Below are 18,550 nucleotides of genomic sequence, written 5' to 3' on the forward strand. Positions count from 1 at the left end.
GTAATTTTAACACGGGAAAAGGATTTTTTTGCATCCATAGATTTGAATAAAACTTAACCAGTTACTATACTTAATTCATATATGTTAAGTGAAACTCCCGCTACTTGAAAGTATCGATTTGTTCAGGTGTTTTAATAACGCGCAGGTACTAAAGTCATGGAGGAATTCAGAACCTTGCCCGCATGGTTTAGGTGTTCTCATGGCTGCTTCCACTATTACTTCCTCTAGTAATGAAGCATTAGCTCTACTACTAAAGACGATCCGCAATAGTAATCAAGAATCAATTTTAGCGCAGAAAATAACTTCTTACGGTAATGGGAATTTAAATTTAACCCTCAATACCAATAATGGGGTAGGTTTTATAGGAAATGGGAATAATAATGTTTCCTTAATGGGAAATAATAACATTCTTACAGTAGGTAATGGCAAAGATACTCTCTCAGTTTTAGGTAATAACAATCTTCTAATTGTAGGAAATGGCAACAATTCGGTCACACTTTCTGGCATCAATGAAACCTTATTTATGGGAAATGGTAATAATCTAATAAATGCTTTATCTTCTTCGGGCAAGGATGTTATTACAGCAGGTAACGGAAATAACACTTTGAATCTTGGATATGCCCATGTAGTGAATAGCATGGTACAACTAAGTGCCGCAAATTTTTCAGTAACCTTAGGCCAAGGCATTAACTCCGTACACTCCGTAACTACAGGGAGTACCGTTATCAATTTTGGGAATAATAAAAATAGTGTTGATGCTGGTGTTGGTTCTTCTGTTATAAAAGGAGGGAACGGTGCCGATAAGATGACTTATGAGGCTAATTTAAATGCCATTGCCCACGGAGGATCATCTATATATAACGGAGGTAAAGGTATTGATGTTTTAGAACTAAAAGTAAGCTATGGACAACTTACTTCTGCGAATTTTAAAAATAATATTTTGGGTTTTAAAGCGGCTGTAGCTTCAGGAGCAGAAGCAAACAGCTTTTTCAAATTTTCATCCATTCCTTTAAGTGTTAAAGGTTTTGAGCAAATAAAAATCGTGGCTCAAGATCTTGGAGCACCTAAAGTTTCATTTACTCCAACTTCAGTTCGCGAAAGCGCTCCTGGTGCGACTCTAGGCACTTTATCTGCAACAGATATTGATGCTAAAGATCAACACTATTGGTTAATTATGAACAATAGTGCCAATGGTTCCCTTAAGTATGTCGTAGCCAATGAAAGTACCCAAGTAATTAAGGGCTCAACCTGGTTTAATGGGGTAAATGGACCTGAAACACTAAAATTAGCTGCTGGAGTAGTACTTAATGATTCAACTCCCAGTACATTACCGATTACTGTGGCCGTAGCGGATATAGCTCAATTACAGGCAATAAAAGCCGGTACTTTACAGGTTAGTGCATTACCTACTCATACTTACAACGTCCCTGTTATTGCGGTTCCAGTTCCTCCTACCTCATTACATGTAACAAGTCCTGGAGGAAACGAAAATACATCGATACCATTAAATATAAGCGCTACAACACGTTATACGGGTGACGTATTATCCTATAAAATCACTGGGGTTCCAGCGGGTGCTTCTTTATCTGCGGGGACACACAACCAGGATGGTAGTTGGACGCTTACTGCAGCACAAATTAAAGGTTTAACTTTTAAATCTGGATTAAATCAAGTGTCTGGCTCTGTGACTCTTAATGTAATTGCGACATCTACGTCTCCCAAGGGTTTATCCGCAAGTATTCACCAATCAATAAAGGTTGGAGTTAATCCTGTTGCTGATGCTCCTATCTTAAGTACCCAAGCGGTAACTGGGAATGAAGGTTCCGCCATACCTCTTAATATAAGCGCCAAACTTCCAGTGGGAGACACCACGGATGTGCTGTCAGTAAAAATTGGCAATGTACCTTCTGGAGCTACTCTAAGTTCAGGAGGGATTGCTTTAGTCGCTAATACGGATGGTACTTATACGCTCAGTGCGAGCCAACTGAAGAATCTTTCCCTTACCTTAAATGGGCAATTAGCCACAACTGCCAAACTTGCCTTAGCAATAACTGCCAAATCAACAGTAGGAACTTCAGTAGCCACGGCGACAGCAACCCAAGTAGTAACCGTCAATCCCGTTGCCGATACTCCTATCTTAGCTACACATTCGGTTTCAGGAAATGAGGGCACTGCCATACCCCTTGATATAAGCGCATTGCTTCCCGCAGGAAACACTACAGATGTGCTGTCAGTAAAGATTGGCAATGTTCCTTCGGGAGCGACTCTAAGTTCAGGAGGAACTGCTTTGGTCGCTAATACGGATGGTTCTTATACTGTGAATGCGAGCCAATTGAAGAATCTTGCCCTTACCTTAAATGGTCAATTATCCAGCACCACCAATCTTGCTTTAGCAATAACCGCTAAAGCAACTGTCGGGACTTCAGTCGCTACTGCGACGGCAACGCAAGTTGTAACCATTAAACCTGTTGCCGATACGCCTATCTTAGAAACGCATCCGGTCTCCGGTAATGAAGGTACTGCCATACCTCTTGATATAGGTGCCTTACTTCCCGCAGGAAACACTACAGATGTGCTGTCAGTAAAGATTGCCAATGTTCCTTCTGGAGCGACTCTAAGTTCTGGAGGGACTAATTTGGTTGCTAATACTGATGGTACTTATACGGTAAATGCAAGCCAATTGCAGAATCTTGCCCTTACTCTAAATGAGCAATTGGCTAGGACCACCAATCTTACTTTAGCAATAACCGCTAAATCTTCTGTTGGAGCTTCAGTCGCAATTGCAACGACAACGCAAGTCGTAACCGTTAATCCCGTTGCCGATACTCCTATTTTAGAAACCCAGACGGCTACTGGGAATGAAGGCTCCGCCATACCTCTTGATATAACTGCCTTACTTCCCGCAGGAAATACCACAGATGTGTTGTCCGTAACCATTGGTAATGTACCTTCAGGAGCTACACTAAGCTCTGGAGGAACCGCCCTAACGGCTAATGCGGATGGTACTTACACCCTTACTGCCAACCAATTGCAGGATCTTGCTATTACGGTAAATGGACAATTGGCCACCACCACCGATTTGGCCTTAGCAATAACTGCCACCTCTACGGTCGGGACCTCAGTAGCCACTGCGACCGCAACGCAAGTCGTAACCGTTAATCCCGTTGCCGATACTCCTATTTTAGAAACCCAGACGGCTACTGGGAATGAAGGCTCCGCCATACCTCTTGATATAACTGCCTTACTTCCCGCAGGAAATACCACAGATGTGTTGTCCGTAACCATTGGTAATGTACCTTCAGGAGCTACACTAAGCTCTGGAGGAACCGCCCTAACGGCTAATGCGGATGGTACTTACACCCTTACTGCCAACCAATTGCAGGATCTTGCTATTACGGTAAATGGACAATTGGCCACCACCACCGATTTGGCCTTAGCAATAACTGCCACCTCTACGGTCGGGACCTCAGTAGCCACTGCGACCGCAACGCAAGTCGTAACCGTTAATCCCGTTGCCGATACTCCTATTTTAGAAACCCAGACGGCTACTGGGAATGAAGGCTCCGCCATACCTCTTGATATAACTGCCTTACTTCCCGCAGGAAATACCACAGATGTGTTGTCCGTAACCATTGGTAACGTACCTTCTGGAGCGACACTAAGCTCTGGAGGAACCGCCCTAACGGCTAATGCGGATGGTACTTACACACTTACTGCCAGCCAATTGCAGGATCTTGCTATTACGGTAAATGAACAATTGGCCACCACCACCGATCTGGCCTTAGAAATAACTGCCACCTCTACGGTCGGGACCTCAGTAGCCACTGCGACCGCAACGCAAGTCGTAACCGTTAATCCCGTTGCCGATACTCCTATTTTAGAAACACAGACGGCTACTGGAAGTGCAGGTGTCGCCATACCTCTTGATATAACTGCCTTACTTCCCGCAGGAAATACCACAGATTCGTTGTCCGTAAACATTGGTAATGTACCTTCTGGAGCAACCCTAAGCTCTGGAGGAACCGCGGTGATGGCTAATGCGGATGGTACTTACACACTTACTGCCAGCCAATTGCAGGATCTTTCTATTATGGTAAGTGGAGATTTATCGGATACAACAAACCTTGCATTAACTGTAACGGCTTATTCCAGCGTAGAAAATTCAGTTGCTACTGCTACAGCAACTCAATTAGTTACCGTTACTCCTATTGATTCAGGAACTCTATCTTCAGGAAATGATGGTGCAACCACGACAACAGATGGTTCCACTGCAACAACGACGACGGGTGCAACCACGACAACAGATGGTTCCACTGCAACAACGACGACGGGTGCAACCACGACAACAGATGGTTCCACTGCAACAACGACGACGGGTGCAACCACGACAACAGATGGTTCCACTGCAACAACGACGACGGGTGCAACCACGACAACAGATGGTTCCACTGCAACAACGACGACGGGTGCAACCACGACAACAGATGGTTCCACTGCAACAACGACGACGGGTGCAACCACGACAACAGATGGTTCCACTGCAACAACGACGACGGGTGCAACCACGACAACAGATGGTTCCACTGTCACAACGACGACAGGTGTAACCACGACAACAGATGGCTCAACTGCAACCACGACGACAGTTGCCACTGCGACAATTGCAGATGGTTCAACTGCAACAACGACAGATGCCACTGCGACAATTGCAGATGGTTCAACTGCAACAACGACAGATGCCACTGCGACAATTGCAGATGGTTCAACTGCAACAACGACAGATGCCACTGCGACAATTGCAGATGGTTCAACTGCAACAACGACAGATGCCACTGCGACAATTGCAGATGGTTCAATTGCAACAATGACAGATGCAACTGCAACAACAGCGACAGGTGCAACTGCTACCACTACCGATGGTTCAATTGCGACAGCGGTAGATAGTTACACTCTGACCACGGATGGTTCCACTGCGACAGCGGTAGATATCTCCACTGCAACAGCGATAGATGATGCTGGGGCTGTTCCAATAATTGACTTAACTCAACAAGATAGTATTTTAGATGTAAGTACATATAGTATTTTAAGTGTAACAAGCTCAACTGCGACAGCAATAGATGGCTCAACTGCGACAGCAATAGATGGCTCAACTGCGACAGCAATAGATGGCTCAACTGCGACAGCAATAGATGGCTCAACTGCGACAGCAATAGATGGCTCAACTGCGACAGCAGTAGATGGCACAACTGCGACAGCAGTAGATGGCACCACTGCGACAGCAGTAGATGGCACCACTGCGACAGCAGTAGACAGCACCACTGCGACAGCAGTAAGTTCAATTGCGACAGCGGATAGCTCGATTGCAACCGTAGATGGTTCAACTGCAATAGTGTCTAGCCAAACAAATGTTACTTTATCTTTACAAGGGACATTTACCGATATGGGTATAGGTGGTGTAGAAGTGAATTCTACCCTTATCTAATTGAATAACGCTCTTTGAGTTCCGAAGTTTGTCATCAAGAGGAAGAAGGTTTAACCAACCTTCTTTTCTTGATGATGGCCTAACTAGTCCCAAATATAGGTTAAATTTTTGTTGTTACTAACGTTAAACCCTGTTTATAACTCCTACAAGCAAGTGCTTCTTCGCCCAGTTTTTCATGCAACTGTCCTTGAGTTTCATAGGCTAAAGCAGTAGGTTCTATTTCGTTAGATCGTTCAAGATAATATTTGGCTTTTCCCCACAATTTTCGTTTCATGCATATTTGACCTAAACATAAATAAAGGGCCGCTGAATGGGCATTTTTTTTCAGTAATCCTTCAGCAAAAGCCAATTGTTTTTCATCGATTGGTAAGAGACTATAGAGTCCAATCAATTGCGGATTAAGGTCTTTGCGCAGTGCACGACGTAATAGGTCATTTGCATTAGTGTAATCTGCTTTTTTTAATAAGAAACGGATATATTCTGCGATAATATTCGGTTCGTTCGCTAAAGCTTTGGGTAATGAATGGAAGAAAGCCTTCACCGCCTCAGATTGATTTTGTTTTACAAGATCAATAAGACGTTGCAAATAAGCATTACACTGTAATAATTCAAATTCTTGCGGATTAATAACCTGATATTTTTTTAAGTCCGGCAAAATTTGAATGAGTTGTGGCCAGTCTTTTACCTCTTGATAAAGTTGCATTATAAGCTTTAAAACATAAGGATGACGTGGAGCTATATCATGTAAGTGCTGGAGTGTTGCAAGCGCTTGCTCCCATTGATGATTTGCAAGTTGTAATTCGGCTTGAGTTAACTCCACGGCAATTTTAGCCTCAGGCATGGAATGTTGCGCCTCACGTAGATAATCATCGCGTAATTGATTGTCCCCCATTTTTTGGGCGGCCCGTGCAGCAGTTAAATAATTAAGTAAAGGTGTATCCGTATTCGGTAATGCTTGAATCAAATGATTTTTGGCTTTTAACCAATATCCTTCACTGTACTCAATTAATCCTTTTCGGGTAATTGCTTGTGCTTTTTGAGTCAGTCTTTTTGAATGCCATTGAGCTAATGTACTTGGCGTGTGTGAAATTTTCTGACATAGGCGCAAAATAAGATACATAACAAGGAATAAAAGAATGATGCCAAAAACAGCTACCCAGACTGTAGTTTCAATGGTCCATTGGTTGATCGCAATTAATACATAGCCTGGGTCTTTATTGAGTTGAATTCCTAAAGCCACGGAACCTAGTAAAATCAAGAAAGCAAAGAGAATACGCATCATTATTGATTTCCTCCTTGTCCGTCATTTAAAGATTGAGTTTCCGGAGTTTTTTTTGATTGAAGCAATTCATTGAGCATCGGGAGTGCAGATCCCATGGCTGGTCTTTTTTGAGTTACATTCTTTTGTTGTAACTCCGTTAGTTTTTTGATTAAAGCAGCAGTGTTTGGCGTCTTTTCATTAAAATTCATTTTAAGACTACTAATCGCTTGTTTGAGAACCAGTTGGTAAACCGACGGCTCGTTATTAAGAACAGCCCATTGCGCTTCTTGAAGATTAAGGCGGAGCTTTTCTTTAAGTAATGCTTCAAATAAAGGAGAAATCAAAGGTTCAATCCCTTGCTCATGTCGTCGAATTACCACAAGCTTTTCCAATGCATTCAAACTCCCTTGTAATCGCCCTTTCCAGGTAGACGAATCATTTGCTGTAGGTGGGCTATTTTCTGATGAATGAGTATTTCCTTTCATCGGTAACGGAATACTCAGATCATCGATGCTGTTTTGTGCTGCATCCAGTTGACTAAGCAGTCCAGCAATATCAACTGTGGGAAGGGCTTGAATTTGTGCTATTTCTTTTGCTATCGCTTGTCTTATATTCAAAATTTTGGGGTCGTTGAGTTGTTTTAAGAGCTGATCGGATTGCTCCAACAATGCAACAGTTGCATCAATTTCGTTGCTCCAATGGGAATTAATTTGTGCTAATTCAAGATAATAACGTGCCTTAAGGAGAAGCCAATCCTGATTTTGATAAAATTTTTGTTGCAGTGCATTTTGTATTTGTTTGCTTAAATTTTCAAATTTGGCTTGCCACTGTGTTTGTATTTCTTCAGTCTTATTTTCTCTTGTATTCGTTAATTCCTGGGCTTGGACTTGGCTTTGCTCTAATTGTTGGAGCTGTGTGGAGAAATTATTTTGCGTTTTACTTAGTTGCGTTTCCAACTGGTTGTTCTCAAAAAGAGTATAAGCAGCAACTCCTAGCGAGCCTAATGCAACTATAAAAGCTAAGATGGGTATCAGGGATTGATTTTTACATAATGGTGAATTATTTATAGGTTTCGTCTTTTCATTGTGCGAAGTATTGAGTGTTTTTTTTACTTTTTGTACTTGTTCTTCATTGCTGGCCATAAGTTAATCCTTGTTTACGTAATCAGACAATGCAGTCATTATATGATTAGGGTTACAAACCTTAATATTTTTTATACTCATCGATGAAGCAACTTGAGCCAGGCGCTCGCTGATTAAAAGCCATTTTTTATTACGGAGCCATTCCTGGGCCTCTTGTTCAAACATTTTAAAAAGGTTATGCAGAGACTGTTCGCTTGTTAACAGTATAATGTCCACTAAATCATTGCGCCATATAGACTCGATCAATTTCGGGCTAATTTGCGGGATAACCCTTTGATATACTTTTAGAATAACAAGGTTCGCTTCCCGTTTTATTAGTTGCTCCTCGATAAGTGGCCTGCCTCCTTCACCTTTAAATAGTAGCACGTTTTGATTGGCTGGTTGTTGTAATGTTTTTAATGCTAATAAATGTTCGCTGTTAGGAATATTGGGAATTGCGTGGACTTTTATACCAAATTTTTGAAGTGCCGCTGCACTACCTTGACCGATTGCAATGACATGGGCTGATGAGGGCCATTTAATATGTTGTCTGCTTAATTGAGTAAAACAGTAATGAACCGCATTGGCGCTAATGAAAATCGCTTGATCCACTTTCTTTAAATCCGGCAATAGCTGGAGCCAATTATTGTCTGTCGCTTTAATCTCTAAAGTTGGGAGTTCGACTACAATTCCTCCCGCTTCGCGAATACTCCGACTCAGTTCCTGCGCCTGATCGTGTGGACGGGTATTTAAAATGCGCAAACCGTGAAGTGAGTTACTCATTTTGGTACTGATGCAAGAAGGTTTGCCGCTCCTTGCGCCAGTAACGATTGGGCGCAAAGTTCAGCCAAGCGTGTTGCCTGTTCCAATGGCCCAATTTGCACGCTCTTAATCATTTGTGAGCCATCAAGGCTCAGAACTTTTGCTTGCAAAGAAAGTTGGTTGTTCTCTATTGGTACACAAAAAACAGCCAAAGGGACATGACAATTACCGCCCAATAAGGCATTAACTTTTCGCTCCGTATGCACACAAATAGCTGATACGGGATCATTAAGTTCGGTAATTAGCGCATGCATTTCATGATCGTCAGCCCTACACTCAATAGCTAAAGCACCTTGGCCACAAGCAGGAAGCATGATTTCAGCTGATAGTTGTTCCTGTATAGAATCCATAAATCCCATACGTTCAAGACCCGCAGCAGCAAGAATAATCGCGTCATACTCCCCTGATTTGAGCTTCTCAAGACGAGTATTGATATTTCCTCGTAAGGACTTGACACTCAAATCTGGTCTGTATGCCAATAATTGAGATTGTCTTCTAAGACTTGATGTTCCAACAATTGAGTGTGCGGGCAAGGTCTGTAAATCGGTATGTTGATAACTGACAAAGACATCAAATGGATTATCCCTTTTGCAGATTGCCGCTAATCCGAGACCTTCAGGAAACTCTGCAGGCATATCTTTTGAAGAATGAACAGCAAAGTCAGCTCTTTTATCCAGCAATGCTTCTTCGAGCTCTTTGACAAATAAACCCTTGCCGCCAACAGCGAGAAGTTTGTCCTTGAGAAACTTATCTCCAGAGGTGTTCATAGGTAATAAATCAATCTGTAAATTCGGCCATTTATTTAACAATAAATTCCGGACATGATTGGCTTGCCACAAAGCCAAAGGGCTTTGACGGGTTGCTATACGTAAGGTTCTTGAATACATACGATACGGCATTTTGGAGAGCATGCCGTATCATACTATGTTCATTACGTAGATGCACGCACAGAAAGAGCGATAAAAATGTAAGTCCATCCATTCACAATCATATCAATAGCAAGAAACATCCCAATAACCCATAAGCCACTAATTGGCCATTGCATGATGATTAAAACACCAAGAATAATGGTAATAATTCCCGCAAATAATAACCAACCCCACCCTTTGTCGTTTTTTAGAGAAAAGGCTAGAATTATTCGTGTGAGGCCAATAACAATTAAAACCCCAGCTAATAGCGCAGTAATCAATGTAGATGCTAAAAAAGGATCATACAGAACTACACCCGCACCGATTAGGTATAACACTGCAATTATGGTTTGCCAGAGAATACCACTCCAGTCCCGATGTTTGAAAATATCAATAAAATGGGAGATTGCGGAAATAATTAATAAGACAGCAAAAAAATACATGCTTACTAAGGTTAAGCCAATGACCATGCTCAAGCCAATACAACCTAGAAAAACAAGTAATATCCCTAACCCTAACAGCAACCCCCAATTTCGCCTTAAAGCACCAGGAGTGTATAGTTCATTTGTATTTGTCATATCCCTTCCTTGTTGTAATGCATCCGTAACTTGATACTCTTGAAATATACCCTAATTCTCAAAGGGTTGTCGATTAACTTGTAGGTTTCTAGGTGAGCTTATTTGCTCGAAGTTTAGGTAAAACGACAGATTATTTATAAGTATCGTAAAGCGCATGAGACTTTTGTTTATAATAGGCCCAATATCGATCTCCATATGACCAATGCCAATATTCGTAACCATAATTTACGAAGCCTACAGTTTCTAAGACATGACTCATGATTTGGCGATTTTGTTTTGCTTCGTGAGAAATAACTTCTGAGACCGTGAATGACAGGGAGCCATCTAAATCTTCCATCCAATCTTTAGGATGAATTCCCATATCAATTGCCTCTCCTTGTTCATTGATTAAATAAACATCAATTGCAGCGCCTGTCGAATGAGGCGGGATATTTGATGAACCATCTAAGTTGATAACCGGAGAGACCAATCGGGTTGTTTCAGTAAAAATCTCTTCTGATGACCAGTCGGAATGTTTATTTTTAACTTTTTCATAGCGTGTTTCAAAAAGGAATTTTTGTAATGCCAGACTTCGATAACTTTCATACAAGCAAAAACGTAATCCTTTAGGCAACAAGGATTGAGCTTGGTTTAATTTTTCATAAACCGTTTTTCGCATTTTTGTGTAATCCGTATTATTTGCTATTTCTGGAGACGGCCCATAGCTGATTTCAGCATGATTGATTACATCAATCATCGGATCGTGATTTTCGATCACCGGAATGGCAATTATTTTAGGATCGGCAATAAGCAAAATAGAATCTTGTATGGGGAAGTCTGACATTTTGAATCCTTATAGCTTATTTTTTTGCCATAGAAGCGAATGCTTCTGCTGCATTTTTTCTGCTTTCTTCAACTGTTTGATCCTTGATGTGCGTGGCAATCATCCATGAGTATCCGAAAGGATCTTTAATGAAACCGGCACGATCGCCCCAAAACATGTCAGCTACCGGCATTATTATTTGACCTCCAGCAGCAACCGCTTGTTGAAAGAACGTGTCTACATCAGAAACATATATAAAAAGTGTGATTGGTGATTTCCCAAGAGTTTCCGCACTTTTGGAACAATGTTCTCCTTCCATTTCATCACCCATCATAATAATTGAGTTACCAATTTGAATCTGAGCATGCATAATGCCTTTTTCATCTAAAGATGGGAAAATTTGCAACGCTTTAGCGTGAAATGCTTGTTTATAAAATTCAATTGCTTTCGCACAATCTTTAAAAGTTAAAGAGGGTGTTACAGTATGAAAACCCTCAGGAATTGCTTGGACCATTTTTCGCTCCTTAGTTTTTTTAATGATCCATTATAATTTGAAGAGGGTGTCCTGGATAGAAAATCCTTTTATTTGGTTTTAATCCCGCTGGAAAAAAAATTCACTTCTAGGTATCATTCTAAATTATGATCATGAGGTGTATGGGCATGAGGTTGCAGTTTTTAATGTCATTGTTTTGTTGTTCATTTGTATTGTATGCAAGTGATGAAGCGCAGCAACGAGAAATTCAATTAAGAATTCAACCTGTGGGGAAAGTTACTGTACAAGGTCAAGCTCAGACCGATAATAGAGCAATGAGTACGGTAGAGACCAAAGAGCTTGGACAAGAAACATACCAGCAATTTTGTATTGTTTGCCATCGAGACGGTCTAGCGGGAGCCCCAAAATTCAGAAACGAACAGGATTGGAAACCGCGATTAGCCCAAAAAGAATTAAATGATTTACTTGCTTCTTCAATAAAAGGTTTAAATGCTATGCCTACAAAAGGAACGTGTATCAAATGCAGTGATGAGGATCTTAAGGCTGCTATATCCTATATGTTGCCCAAATCATGAGAAAACCTACGTATAAAAAAATTCAAACTTTTAATGCAATCCTGACTGTGTTTGTATTATTTGCTTCGTTTTACTTTCAATACGTGGTTGGTCTTATTCCTTGTCCCTTATGTATCATGCAACGCATTTGTGTTTTTTTGTTGTTGGCAGTTATGGGATTAAGCTTTCGAACTTTAAAAAAGGCGCACATTATTAGTCTGTTGCAAATCATAATTTCGTGTGCCGGATTATTTTTTGCTTTACGTCAATTATGGTTACAATCTTTACCTGCGGGAGAAGCACCGGCCTGTATGCCTGGTCTTGATGTTTTGATCCGTTATTTTCCCTGGCAAACTGTAGTGAAAGCTTTGTTTTGGGGTAGTGGGGATTGTGCTGAGTTGAATTGGAGGATGTTGGGAATCTCTATGCCAGGCTGGTGTGCTTTATACTTTCTATTCATGGCGTTAATGGGATGTTTCTTGTTTTGGCAGACTCGACGAAGTGCGCTTCACGAATATTGAGCGTAGTGAAGGAAGCAGAGATTAGGGTTAAGTCGTTTATCCATTCCGGAATCTTGGATTCCTCTTTTTTCAGACTATGTATACCTAAATAGTTTTTGAAGTATTGAACTGCCGATTTTGGCTACTACTAGCCACTTCGCATTCAGTTCCCAAAGTAGCTAAATAAGAACTGGATTTATATTTTTCCGGATGTGCGAAGCGAAGCATCTGATTTTTAAAGTGGACAATACGGGCTAGTGACTCGGGAGATTGGATTAAACTGATTTTGTTCAATAATTCCAGCAATATGTGTCGTGGCTGGTGGCAGATGATCAACATATCACAACCTGCGTTAAGAGCTTCCCCTGTTCGAGTCATTAAATTGCCAATATCTGCGCCAGTCATGCTCAAACAATCGCTTAAAATCAACCCTGTAAATTCCAATTCATGGCGTAAAATTTCCTGCAACCAAACTGTTGAAAAGCCAGCAGGCTTATTGGCATCAATTGCTTTATAGGTAACATGCGCGGGCATGATCGCACTGAGAAGCCCCTTGTTAATTAGCTCGATAAACGGTTTTAAATCTTTGGTTTTTAACTCATCCAAGGAGGCAAGAGAAACGGGCATCGTACTATGTGAGTCGCCACTTACCGAGCCGTGCCCGGGAAAATGTTTGGCCACGGCTGGCATTCCTGCTGCATTCATTCCATCAATAAAAGCACCAGCCAAAGAGGCTATTACATCAGGATTAGGGTGAAAAGCCCGATCCAAACGTGCGATAATAAGGCTTTTATCATGAACATCAAGAACTGGAGCAAGGCTTAAATCTACACCGCAATTTAATAGGTCTTTGGCCATAATTTCGCCATATTGTCTTGCCAGTTTGATCCCTACTTCTGGATTCTGATCGTAGATATCACCATAAACGCGAGGAGCGGGCAATGCACGAAATCCCTGACGCAAAAAGCGTTGCACAAAGCCACCTTCATGATCGGTAGTTATAAAAATATTAGAATTGATTGCACGGATTTCATCAATCAAAGAGTTCAATTGTTGTGGACTTGAAAAGTTGCGGGTGAAGAGAATTACGGAACCTACTAATGGATGTTTTATGATTTCCCGTTCAATGTCTGAAAGTTCCGTACCTTCTATATCGATCATGAATAAACTAGAATTTGAACTGGGCATAAACATATATCCTTTTTAGAATTGTGGATGAATAGGACCATGCTTCCATAGATTTTGCGAATGATAACATAAATTGCTTAATTATTAACATCGCTAATGCTGGTAATCTGAGTTTGACTTAGCTATTATCGGCATTTTGAATTATTTCTAACCGATGAAAACCTTTTCTTGCGAAGTGTTACATAAACACTCCTCAACTCAAGCGCGAGTGACTCGTATTACTACGGCTCACGGTGAATTTATTACCCCAGTTTTTATGCCGGTTGGTACGCGTGCGGGTGTAAATAATATGACCCCTGCTGAATTGCATGAAGCCCACAGTCAAATCATTTTAGGGGGCAATACCTATCATATGCTGTGTGCTCCAGGTATGGAGGTCATTGAAAAAGCAGGCGGGATGCATCCTTTTATGGGATGGCATGGACCGATGTTAACGGATAGTGGGGGCTTTCAAGTTTTTAGTTTATCCAAGAATAAAAAAATTTGTACGATTGACGAGGAAGGTGCACATTTCCAATTACCGGGGACTCGGCGTTTAATTCATATGACTCCGGAGATGTCTTTAGAAACTCAAAAAATTATTGGTGCAGATATTATCATGGCCTTTGATCAGTGCACGCCGGATAGTTGCACTAAAGATGAAGTCAGTCATATCATGTCCCGTACACATCGTTGGTTAAAGCAATCCATCAATTATCATCAACAATATCCGACTTCCCGATATGGCTATGAGCAAGCGCTTTTCGGCATAATTCAAGGAGGAACTTTTAAAGATTTACGCCGTGAAAGTGCGGATTTTATCTCTTCCATGAATACCGAAGGAATTGCCATTGGCGGTGAAACTATTGGTTTCGATATGAAAACTACTGTGGAAGTTATTCGTTGGGTACATGATTATTTACCAGAAAATAAACCACGATATACCATGGGGGTTGGAATGTCCCCACAAGACCTTTTGGATGTGGTCGCAGAAGGAATTGATATGTTCGATTGTGTTGCACCAACACGGAACGCTCGCCATGGATCTTTATATTGCGGTGAATTGATTCGAGATGGCAATTGGTTACGCTTTGCTAGCGAGCATGAGAATGAACGAATTCAAATAAAAAAGTCTTGTTTTGCAGATGATATGTCGCCAATCATGGCACAGTGTATGTGTTACACTTGTCGTAATTACTCTCGTTCTTATTTGCATCAGTTAACAAAACAAAAGACGAATTTATTTACAGCTTTGGCAAGTATTCATAATGTTCATGTAATGCATGATGTTTGTGATAAAATGCGTGAGTTAATAATTAATGAAAGTGGGAATTAAAAGCACTTATGCATTTATGTCATGTAACGAATAATATCCGGTAAAAAAACATTCTTTTTTACATATATTAAAGATCATCAATTAATTTAAAAATGACAGGAGATATTAATGGTTGTAATTAGCACATCTAAAGGTGATATTCATCTACAGTTAGATACAGAAAATACTCCGGCTACGGCTGAAAATTTTCTTAATTATGTGCGCAGTGGTTTTTACGATAATACAATTTTTCATCGTGTTATTGCAGGGTTTATGATTCAAGGTGGTGGGCTTGATTCAGAGATGAAACAAAAATCAACTCGCGAGCCAATAAAAAATGAAGCGAAAAATGCGAAGCCAAATAAACGCGGATCTATTGCTATGGCAAGAACTATGGACCCTCATTCTGCAACCGCGCAATTTTTTATCAATGTAGCTGATAATGCATTTTTGAACTACAGCGGCGATCATATGCAAGGCTATGGATATTGTGTATTTGGTGAGGTAGTGGAAGGAATGGATGTTGTTGATGCGATTGCGAAAGTAAAAACTGGGCAACGTATGGGACACGCCGATGTACCTGATGAAGAAGTAAGCATTATTACAGTTAAAGAAGTGTAATAGAACTTGTTAGCCTGGGTGAAGCGGAGCGAAACCCGGGCTTTCCCAAAGATATTTCCAGATCCGCTTGTTTCACCCGGCCAACGCTGATGATTAAGATTTTCATTTTCGCTTTTTTATACTTTCCGAATAGTCAAATATTGGTATTTGAATATGGAAAAAAATGGCTAATAATCGTGCAGTGAAAATACTAATGAGTGTAATAATCACATTGAGATTTTCGGAGATATTAAAATAATTAAGGGTCGTAAACAGTACAGCTCCAGCTAAAGCAATAACTGCATAAAGTTCTTTTCTTAACACTAAAGGGATATCGTTGCAAAGAATATCTCGTAACATACCTCCACAGATCCCTGTGACCATGCCACTAATAATAGCAATGCTGGGTGATAAACCATGATTGAGTGCTTTTTGAGTACCGATAATCACAAAAGTAGATAGTCCCAATGCGTCAAGAATTAAAAATATTTTCATAATTCGAATTAATGAATGGGCAATAAATATAGTCAGAAATGCACATATTGATGTGTACAGCAAATATTCTGGATGGACAACCCAAGTTAGGGGATAAGTATTGAAGAGCGCATCTCTTACTGTACCACCACCCAATGCAGCAATACTTGCAATCAACATAACACCAAAAAAATCCATTTTTTTACGACCGGCCGCTAATGCACCTGTGATTGCTTCAACACAAATACCAATGATGAAAAGACAGTGGAGTAACATATAAACTCTGTGTGTTTTTAAAATGCAATGATACCACTATTCGGCCAAACGGTGAAATACATGGGACGGAGTTCTTGTTTGCATTAAAGCCAGAAGATAGCAAACTTCGATTTGTTATTCTCTTAGTAATGGAAAAATTCACGTTGTAGGTTGTTTATTTGCTATTTTGGCATAATAACTTACAATTTAGAGGGGGTTTAATTTCGATGACCACAGAAAATGGATGGAAAAAATTCTAAAATAAAAGTACCAATTTTTTATTTAGAAAGATTTAATTGACCTGTAGGTATCGAATATCAAACATATTATAAGGACATTATCATGAGCGATCAAAATTCTACAAATAACCTTGTCGCAGTTGTTGCAGTAATTGCAATTGTGATTATCGTATTTATCGGTTTGTATTTTATTTTTGCAAAAACAGAAACCTCGCCTACTGGAACTGGAGAAAATGTAAACGTTACCGCTCCAACAGTTCAGGCGCCAAAAATTGAAGCGCCCAAGGTTGAAAAGCCGGTAATAGAAACCCCTGCTCCTAAAGATACTAGCGGTGGCAATCAGTAAATAGAAGCGGTGTTATTGTAAGGTTTGAGAATTGATGGGCTTTGACTAAATTGGAATGACCAATAATGGTTTAATTAAACTAGATTAAACCATTATTGTCTTTTTGAGCATTTTAATTTCTTATCCAAGTTACAACGTCATGCCCTTTTGTTTAAAAGGGGGACTATCTCAACAAGTCAACGGATTAGGTTCCATGCGAATGGCTAAAATGTTTCAGCGAAGCTAAGGCTAAATCAATAATTTTTTTAGACTGTTCTTCATCTGCATGGATCAGACTCACATCATGAATTAATTCAATTAAAAAATTGGCGATCTCTTGTTCGGGAAGCATATCCGTATAAAGACAGGACGCTTTGGCGAAAATATAATGAAGCAAGTTTTTACTAATGGATACTTTTTCTTGGAATATCCCCGGGGCATTATGGGAGTCGCCAAATAACAACCATCCTGGCGAAATATGGAGTTTCGACGCGATTTCTACCAATTTAACGGGATCAGGAATCGCTTCACCGCGAAGATATTTACGGCATATTTGTAAAGAATAGCCTGTTATTTCCGCTAACTTATGAATGCACACGCCCGAAGTAGAGCGTTGCGAATTAAATCCTGCGGCGATCATGGCATCACGCAGACGATCCGCGAACTGTTTTGCCAGGTTAACTTTTTCCATGGTATTAAGTCCCAATTTATGAGTAAATAAATTATAATCAATAGAAACAAAACATGCAAAAGAACATAAAAAACGAAACTAAAAGTTTCTATTGGAAACTTAAAGTTGACATATGCGACAAACGAAGTATAATACCAGCGAAACCTATGGAAAGGTGCTTAGTCCAATAAAGAAGTAGTGATATTAGATGGAACAAATATCAGTCCAATAGAAAAAGGTGGATAACTCATAGCAGTTCACCTCGCATACTTTGGCTTGAATGGTTCCCCTCCATTTGAGCCTATCTATCATGTTCTTGAACGGATTTTCATTAGAAAATCTCTAATTTTATAAATTAATCGACTTAGTTTAAGGATAGAAGATCCAAAATCTTATTGATTAGATCATTTTAATAAATTAACTAATAAGTTAATCGAATTGGCGAGGGTTATTTGCTCCTGTTCATCTAAAGAACGAAGGTTTTCACTTAGTCTATTATGGAGCAGATAGGGGGAGGCATGAACAAAATCTTTTCCCTTTTCAGTAATATCAATATAAATGATACGACGGTCTTTACTGTCTCGAGTACGATGAATCAATCCTTTTTCTTCCATCCTATCGATTACTCCCACCAAAGTGCTCATTGATAAGTAGACTTTTTTAGAAAGAGTAGAGAGAGTCATAATTCCATTTTCATAAATTTCATACAAACAGATGATTTGCGGTACGGTTAAACCATAACATTTATTCAATCGTCTGGAATGAAAATCCATTTCCTGCATGATTTTGCGTAATGCTAGCATAATGCTTTTGGAACGCTGTTCGGATTGTATTTCGAGATCAATTTTCTGATTCATTTGATTGGGTTCAATAAGGTTCATGGATAGTCTTATACAAATTCAAGGTTGAAATTAAACGCATTAACCATTAGTATCGAAATGATTTGTGTACGAATTGTTTCAACAGATATGAATATTTAAGGGT

Annotated in this window: 17 protein-coding genes; 6 read left to right on the top strand and 11 right to left on the bottom strand. The window is 40.1% G+C overall.

What is annotated here, in order from left to right:
* The first annotated feature begins 199 nt into the window (after window positions 1-199).
* Window positions 200-5,482: a hypothetical protein gene (locus tag HBNCFIEN_RS01375; RefSeq protein WP_182392370.1), complete on the top strand. Its 5,283-nt coding sequence runs from the start codon at window positions 200-202 to the stop codon at window positions 5,480-5,482.
* Window positions 5,483-5,582: 100 nt separating this feature from the next.
* Here HBNCFIEN_RS01375 and HBNCFIEN_RS01380 read toward each other — a convergent pair whose 3' ends face one another.
* From HBNCFIEN_RS01380 to HBNCFIEN_RS01410, 7 genes are all read right to left on the bottom strand, one after another.
* Window positions 5,583-6,764 carry a heme biosynthesis HemY N-terminal domain-containing protein gene (locus HBNCFIEN_RS01380; RefSeq protein ID WP_182392371.1) on the bottom strand — a complete coding sequence of 394 codons (1,182 nt, stop codon included), beginning with the start codon at window positions 6,762-6,764 and terminating at the stop codon, window positions 5,583-5,585.
* Window positions 6,764-7,885 (bottom strand): uroporphyrinogen-III C-methyltransferase, encoded by a 1,122-nt coding sequence (locus tag HBNCFIEN_RS01385; protein ID WP_182392372.1) that lies wholly within the window; start codon window positions 7,883-7,885, stop codon window positions 6,764-6,766. Before HBNCFIEN_RS01385 ends, HBNCFIEN_RS01380 begins: the two co-directional genes overlap by 1 nt.
* 3 nt (window positions 7,886-7,888) lie before the next feature.
* Complete coding sequence (locus HBNCFIEN_RS01390; protein WP_182392373.1) at window positions 7,889-8,647, bottom strand: uroporphyrinogen-III synthase; 759 nt, start codon at window positions 8,645-8,647, stop codon at window positions 7,889-7,891.
* Window positions 8,644-9,573: a hydroxymethylbilane synthase gene (hemC, locus tag HBNCFIEN_RS01395; RefSeq protein ID WP_182393579.1), complete on the bottom strand. Its 930-nt coding sequence runs from the start codon at window positions 9,571-9,573 to the stop codon at window positions 8,644-8,646. Before hemC ends, HBNCFIEN_RS01390 begins: the two co-directional genes overlap by 4 nt.
* Before the next feature lie 44 nt (window positions 9,574-9,617).
* Entirely contained in the window at window positions 9,618-10,172 is a 555-nt protein-coding gene (locus HBNCFIEN_RS01400) for an HdeD family acid-resistance protein (RefSeq protein ID WP_182392374.1), read from the bottom strand.
* 130 nt (window positions 10,173-10,302) lie between these two features.
* Window positions 10,303-10,995: a M15 family metallopeptidase gene (locus tag HBNCFIEN_RS01405; protein WP_182392375.1), complete on the bottom strand. Its 693-nt coding sequence runs from the start codon at window positions 10,993-10,995 to the stop codon at window positions 10,303-10,305.
* 16 nt (window positions 10,996-11,011) lie between these two features.
* Window positions 11,012-11,488 carry a VOC family protein gene (locus tag HBNCFIEN_RS01410; RefSeq protein ID WP_182392376.1) on the bottom strand — a complete coding sequence of 159 codons (477 nt, stop codon included), beginning with the start codon at window positions 11,486-11,488 and terminating at the stop codon, window positions 11,012-11,014.
* Between the two features lie 146 nt (window positions 11,489-11,634).
* Between HBNCFIEN_RS01410 and HBNCFIEN_RS01415 the strand changes: the two genes are divergently transcribed.
* Together HBNCFIEN_RS01415 and HBNCFIEN_RS01420 are read left to right on the top strand one after the other, a co-directional pair.
* Window positions 11,635-12,042, top strand: coding sequence for a cytochrome c5 family protein (locus HBNCFIEN_RS01415; RefSeq protein ID WP_182392377.1), 408 nt, complete (start codon window positions 11,635-11,637; stop codon window positions 12,040-12,042).
* Window positions 12,039-12,542: a disulfide bond formation protein B gene (locus HBNCFIEN_RS01420; RefSeq protein WP_182392378.1), complete on the top strand. Its 504-nt coding sequence runs from the start codon at window positions 12,039-12,041 to the stop codon at window positions 12,540-12,542. Before HBNCFIEN_RS01415 ends, HBNCFIEN_RS01420 begins: the two co-directional genes overlap by 4 nt.
* A gap of 84 nt (window positions 12,543-12,626) precedes the next feature.
* On the opposite strand, the gene nagZ is transcribed toward HBNCFIEN_RS01420, so the two are convergent.
* Window positions 12,627-13,709 carry a beta-N-acetylhexosaminidase gene (nagZ, locus tag HBNCFIEN_RS01425; protein WP_182392379.1) on the bottom strand — a complete coding sequence of 361 codons (1,083 nt, stop codon included), beginning with the start codon at window positions 13,707-13,709 and terminating at the stop codon, window positions 12,627-12,629.
* 154 nt (window positions 13,710-13,863) lie between these two features.
* Here nagZ and tgt point away from each other — a divergent pair, with 154 nt between their 5' ends.
* Window positions 13,864-15,024, top strand: coding sequence for a tRNA guanosine(34) transglycosylase Tgt (gene tgt / locus HBNCFIEN_RS01430; protein ID WP_182392380.1), 1,161 nt, complete (start codon window positions 13,864-13,866; stop codon window positions 15,022-15,024).
* Window positions 15,025-15,132: 108 nt separating this feature from the next.
* Window positions 15,133-15,624, top strand: a complete 492-nt coding sequence (locus tag HBNCFIEN_RS01435; protein WP_182392381.1) for a peptidylprolyl isomerase — start codon at window positions 15,133-15,135, stop codon at window positions 15,622-15,624.
* 102 nt (window positions 15,625-15,726) lie between these two features.
* On the opposite strand, the gene HBNCFIEN_RS01440 is transcribed toward HBNCFIEN_RS01435, so the two are convergent.
* Entirely contained in the window at window positions 15,727-16,353 is a 627-nt protein-coding gene (locus tag HBNCFIEN_RS01440) for a trimeric intracellular cation channel family protein (protein WP_182392382.1), read from the bottom strand.
* Window positions 16,354-16,674: 321 nt separating this feature from the next.
* Between HBNCFIEN_RS01440 and HBNCFIEN_RS01445 the strand changes: the two genes are divergently transcribed.
* Window positions 16,675-16,917 carry a hypothetical protein gene (locus HBNCFIEN_RS01445; RefSeq protein ID WP_182392383.1) on the top strand — a complete coding sequence of 81 codons (243 nt, stop codon included), beginning with the start codon at window positions 16,675-16,677 and terminating at the stop codon, window positions 16,915-16,917.
* A gap of 184 nt (window positions 16,918-17,101) precedes the next feature.
* On the opposite strand, the gene HBNCFIEN_RS01450 is transcribed toward HBNCFIEN_RS01445, so the two are convergent.
* Window positions 17,102-17,587 (bottom strand): helix-turn-helix domain-containing protein, encoded by a 486-nt coding sequence (locus HBNCFIEN_RS01450; RefSeq protein ID WP_182392384.1) that lies wholly within the window; start codon window positions 17,585-17,587, stop codon window positions 17,102-17,104.
* A 383-nt stretch (window positions 17,588-17,970) separates the two neighbouring features.
* Entirely contained in the window at window positions 17,971-18,447 is a 477-nt protein-coding gene (locus HBNCFIEN_RS01455; protein WP_182392385.1) for a MarR family winged helix-turn-helix transcriptional regulator, read from the bottom strand.
* Window positions 18,448-18,550 lie beyond the last annotated feature (103 nt).

It is taken from the genome of Legionella sp. PC997 (assembly GCF_014109825.1).
Lineage (GTDB): Bacteria > Pseudomonadota > Gammaproteobacteria > Legionellales > Legionellaceae > Legionella.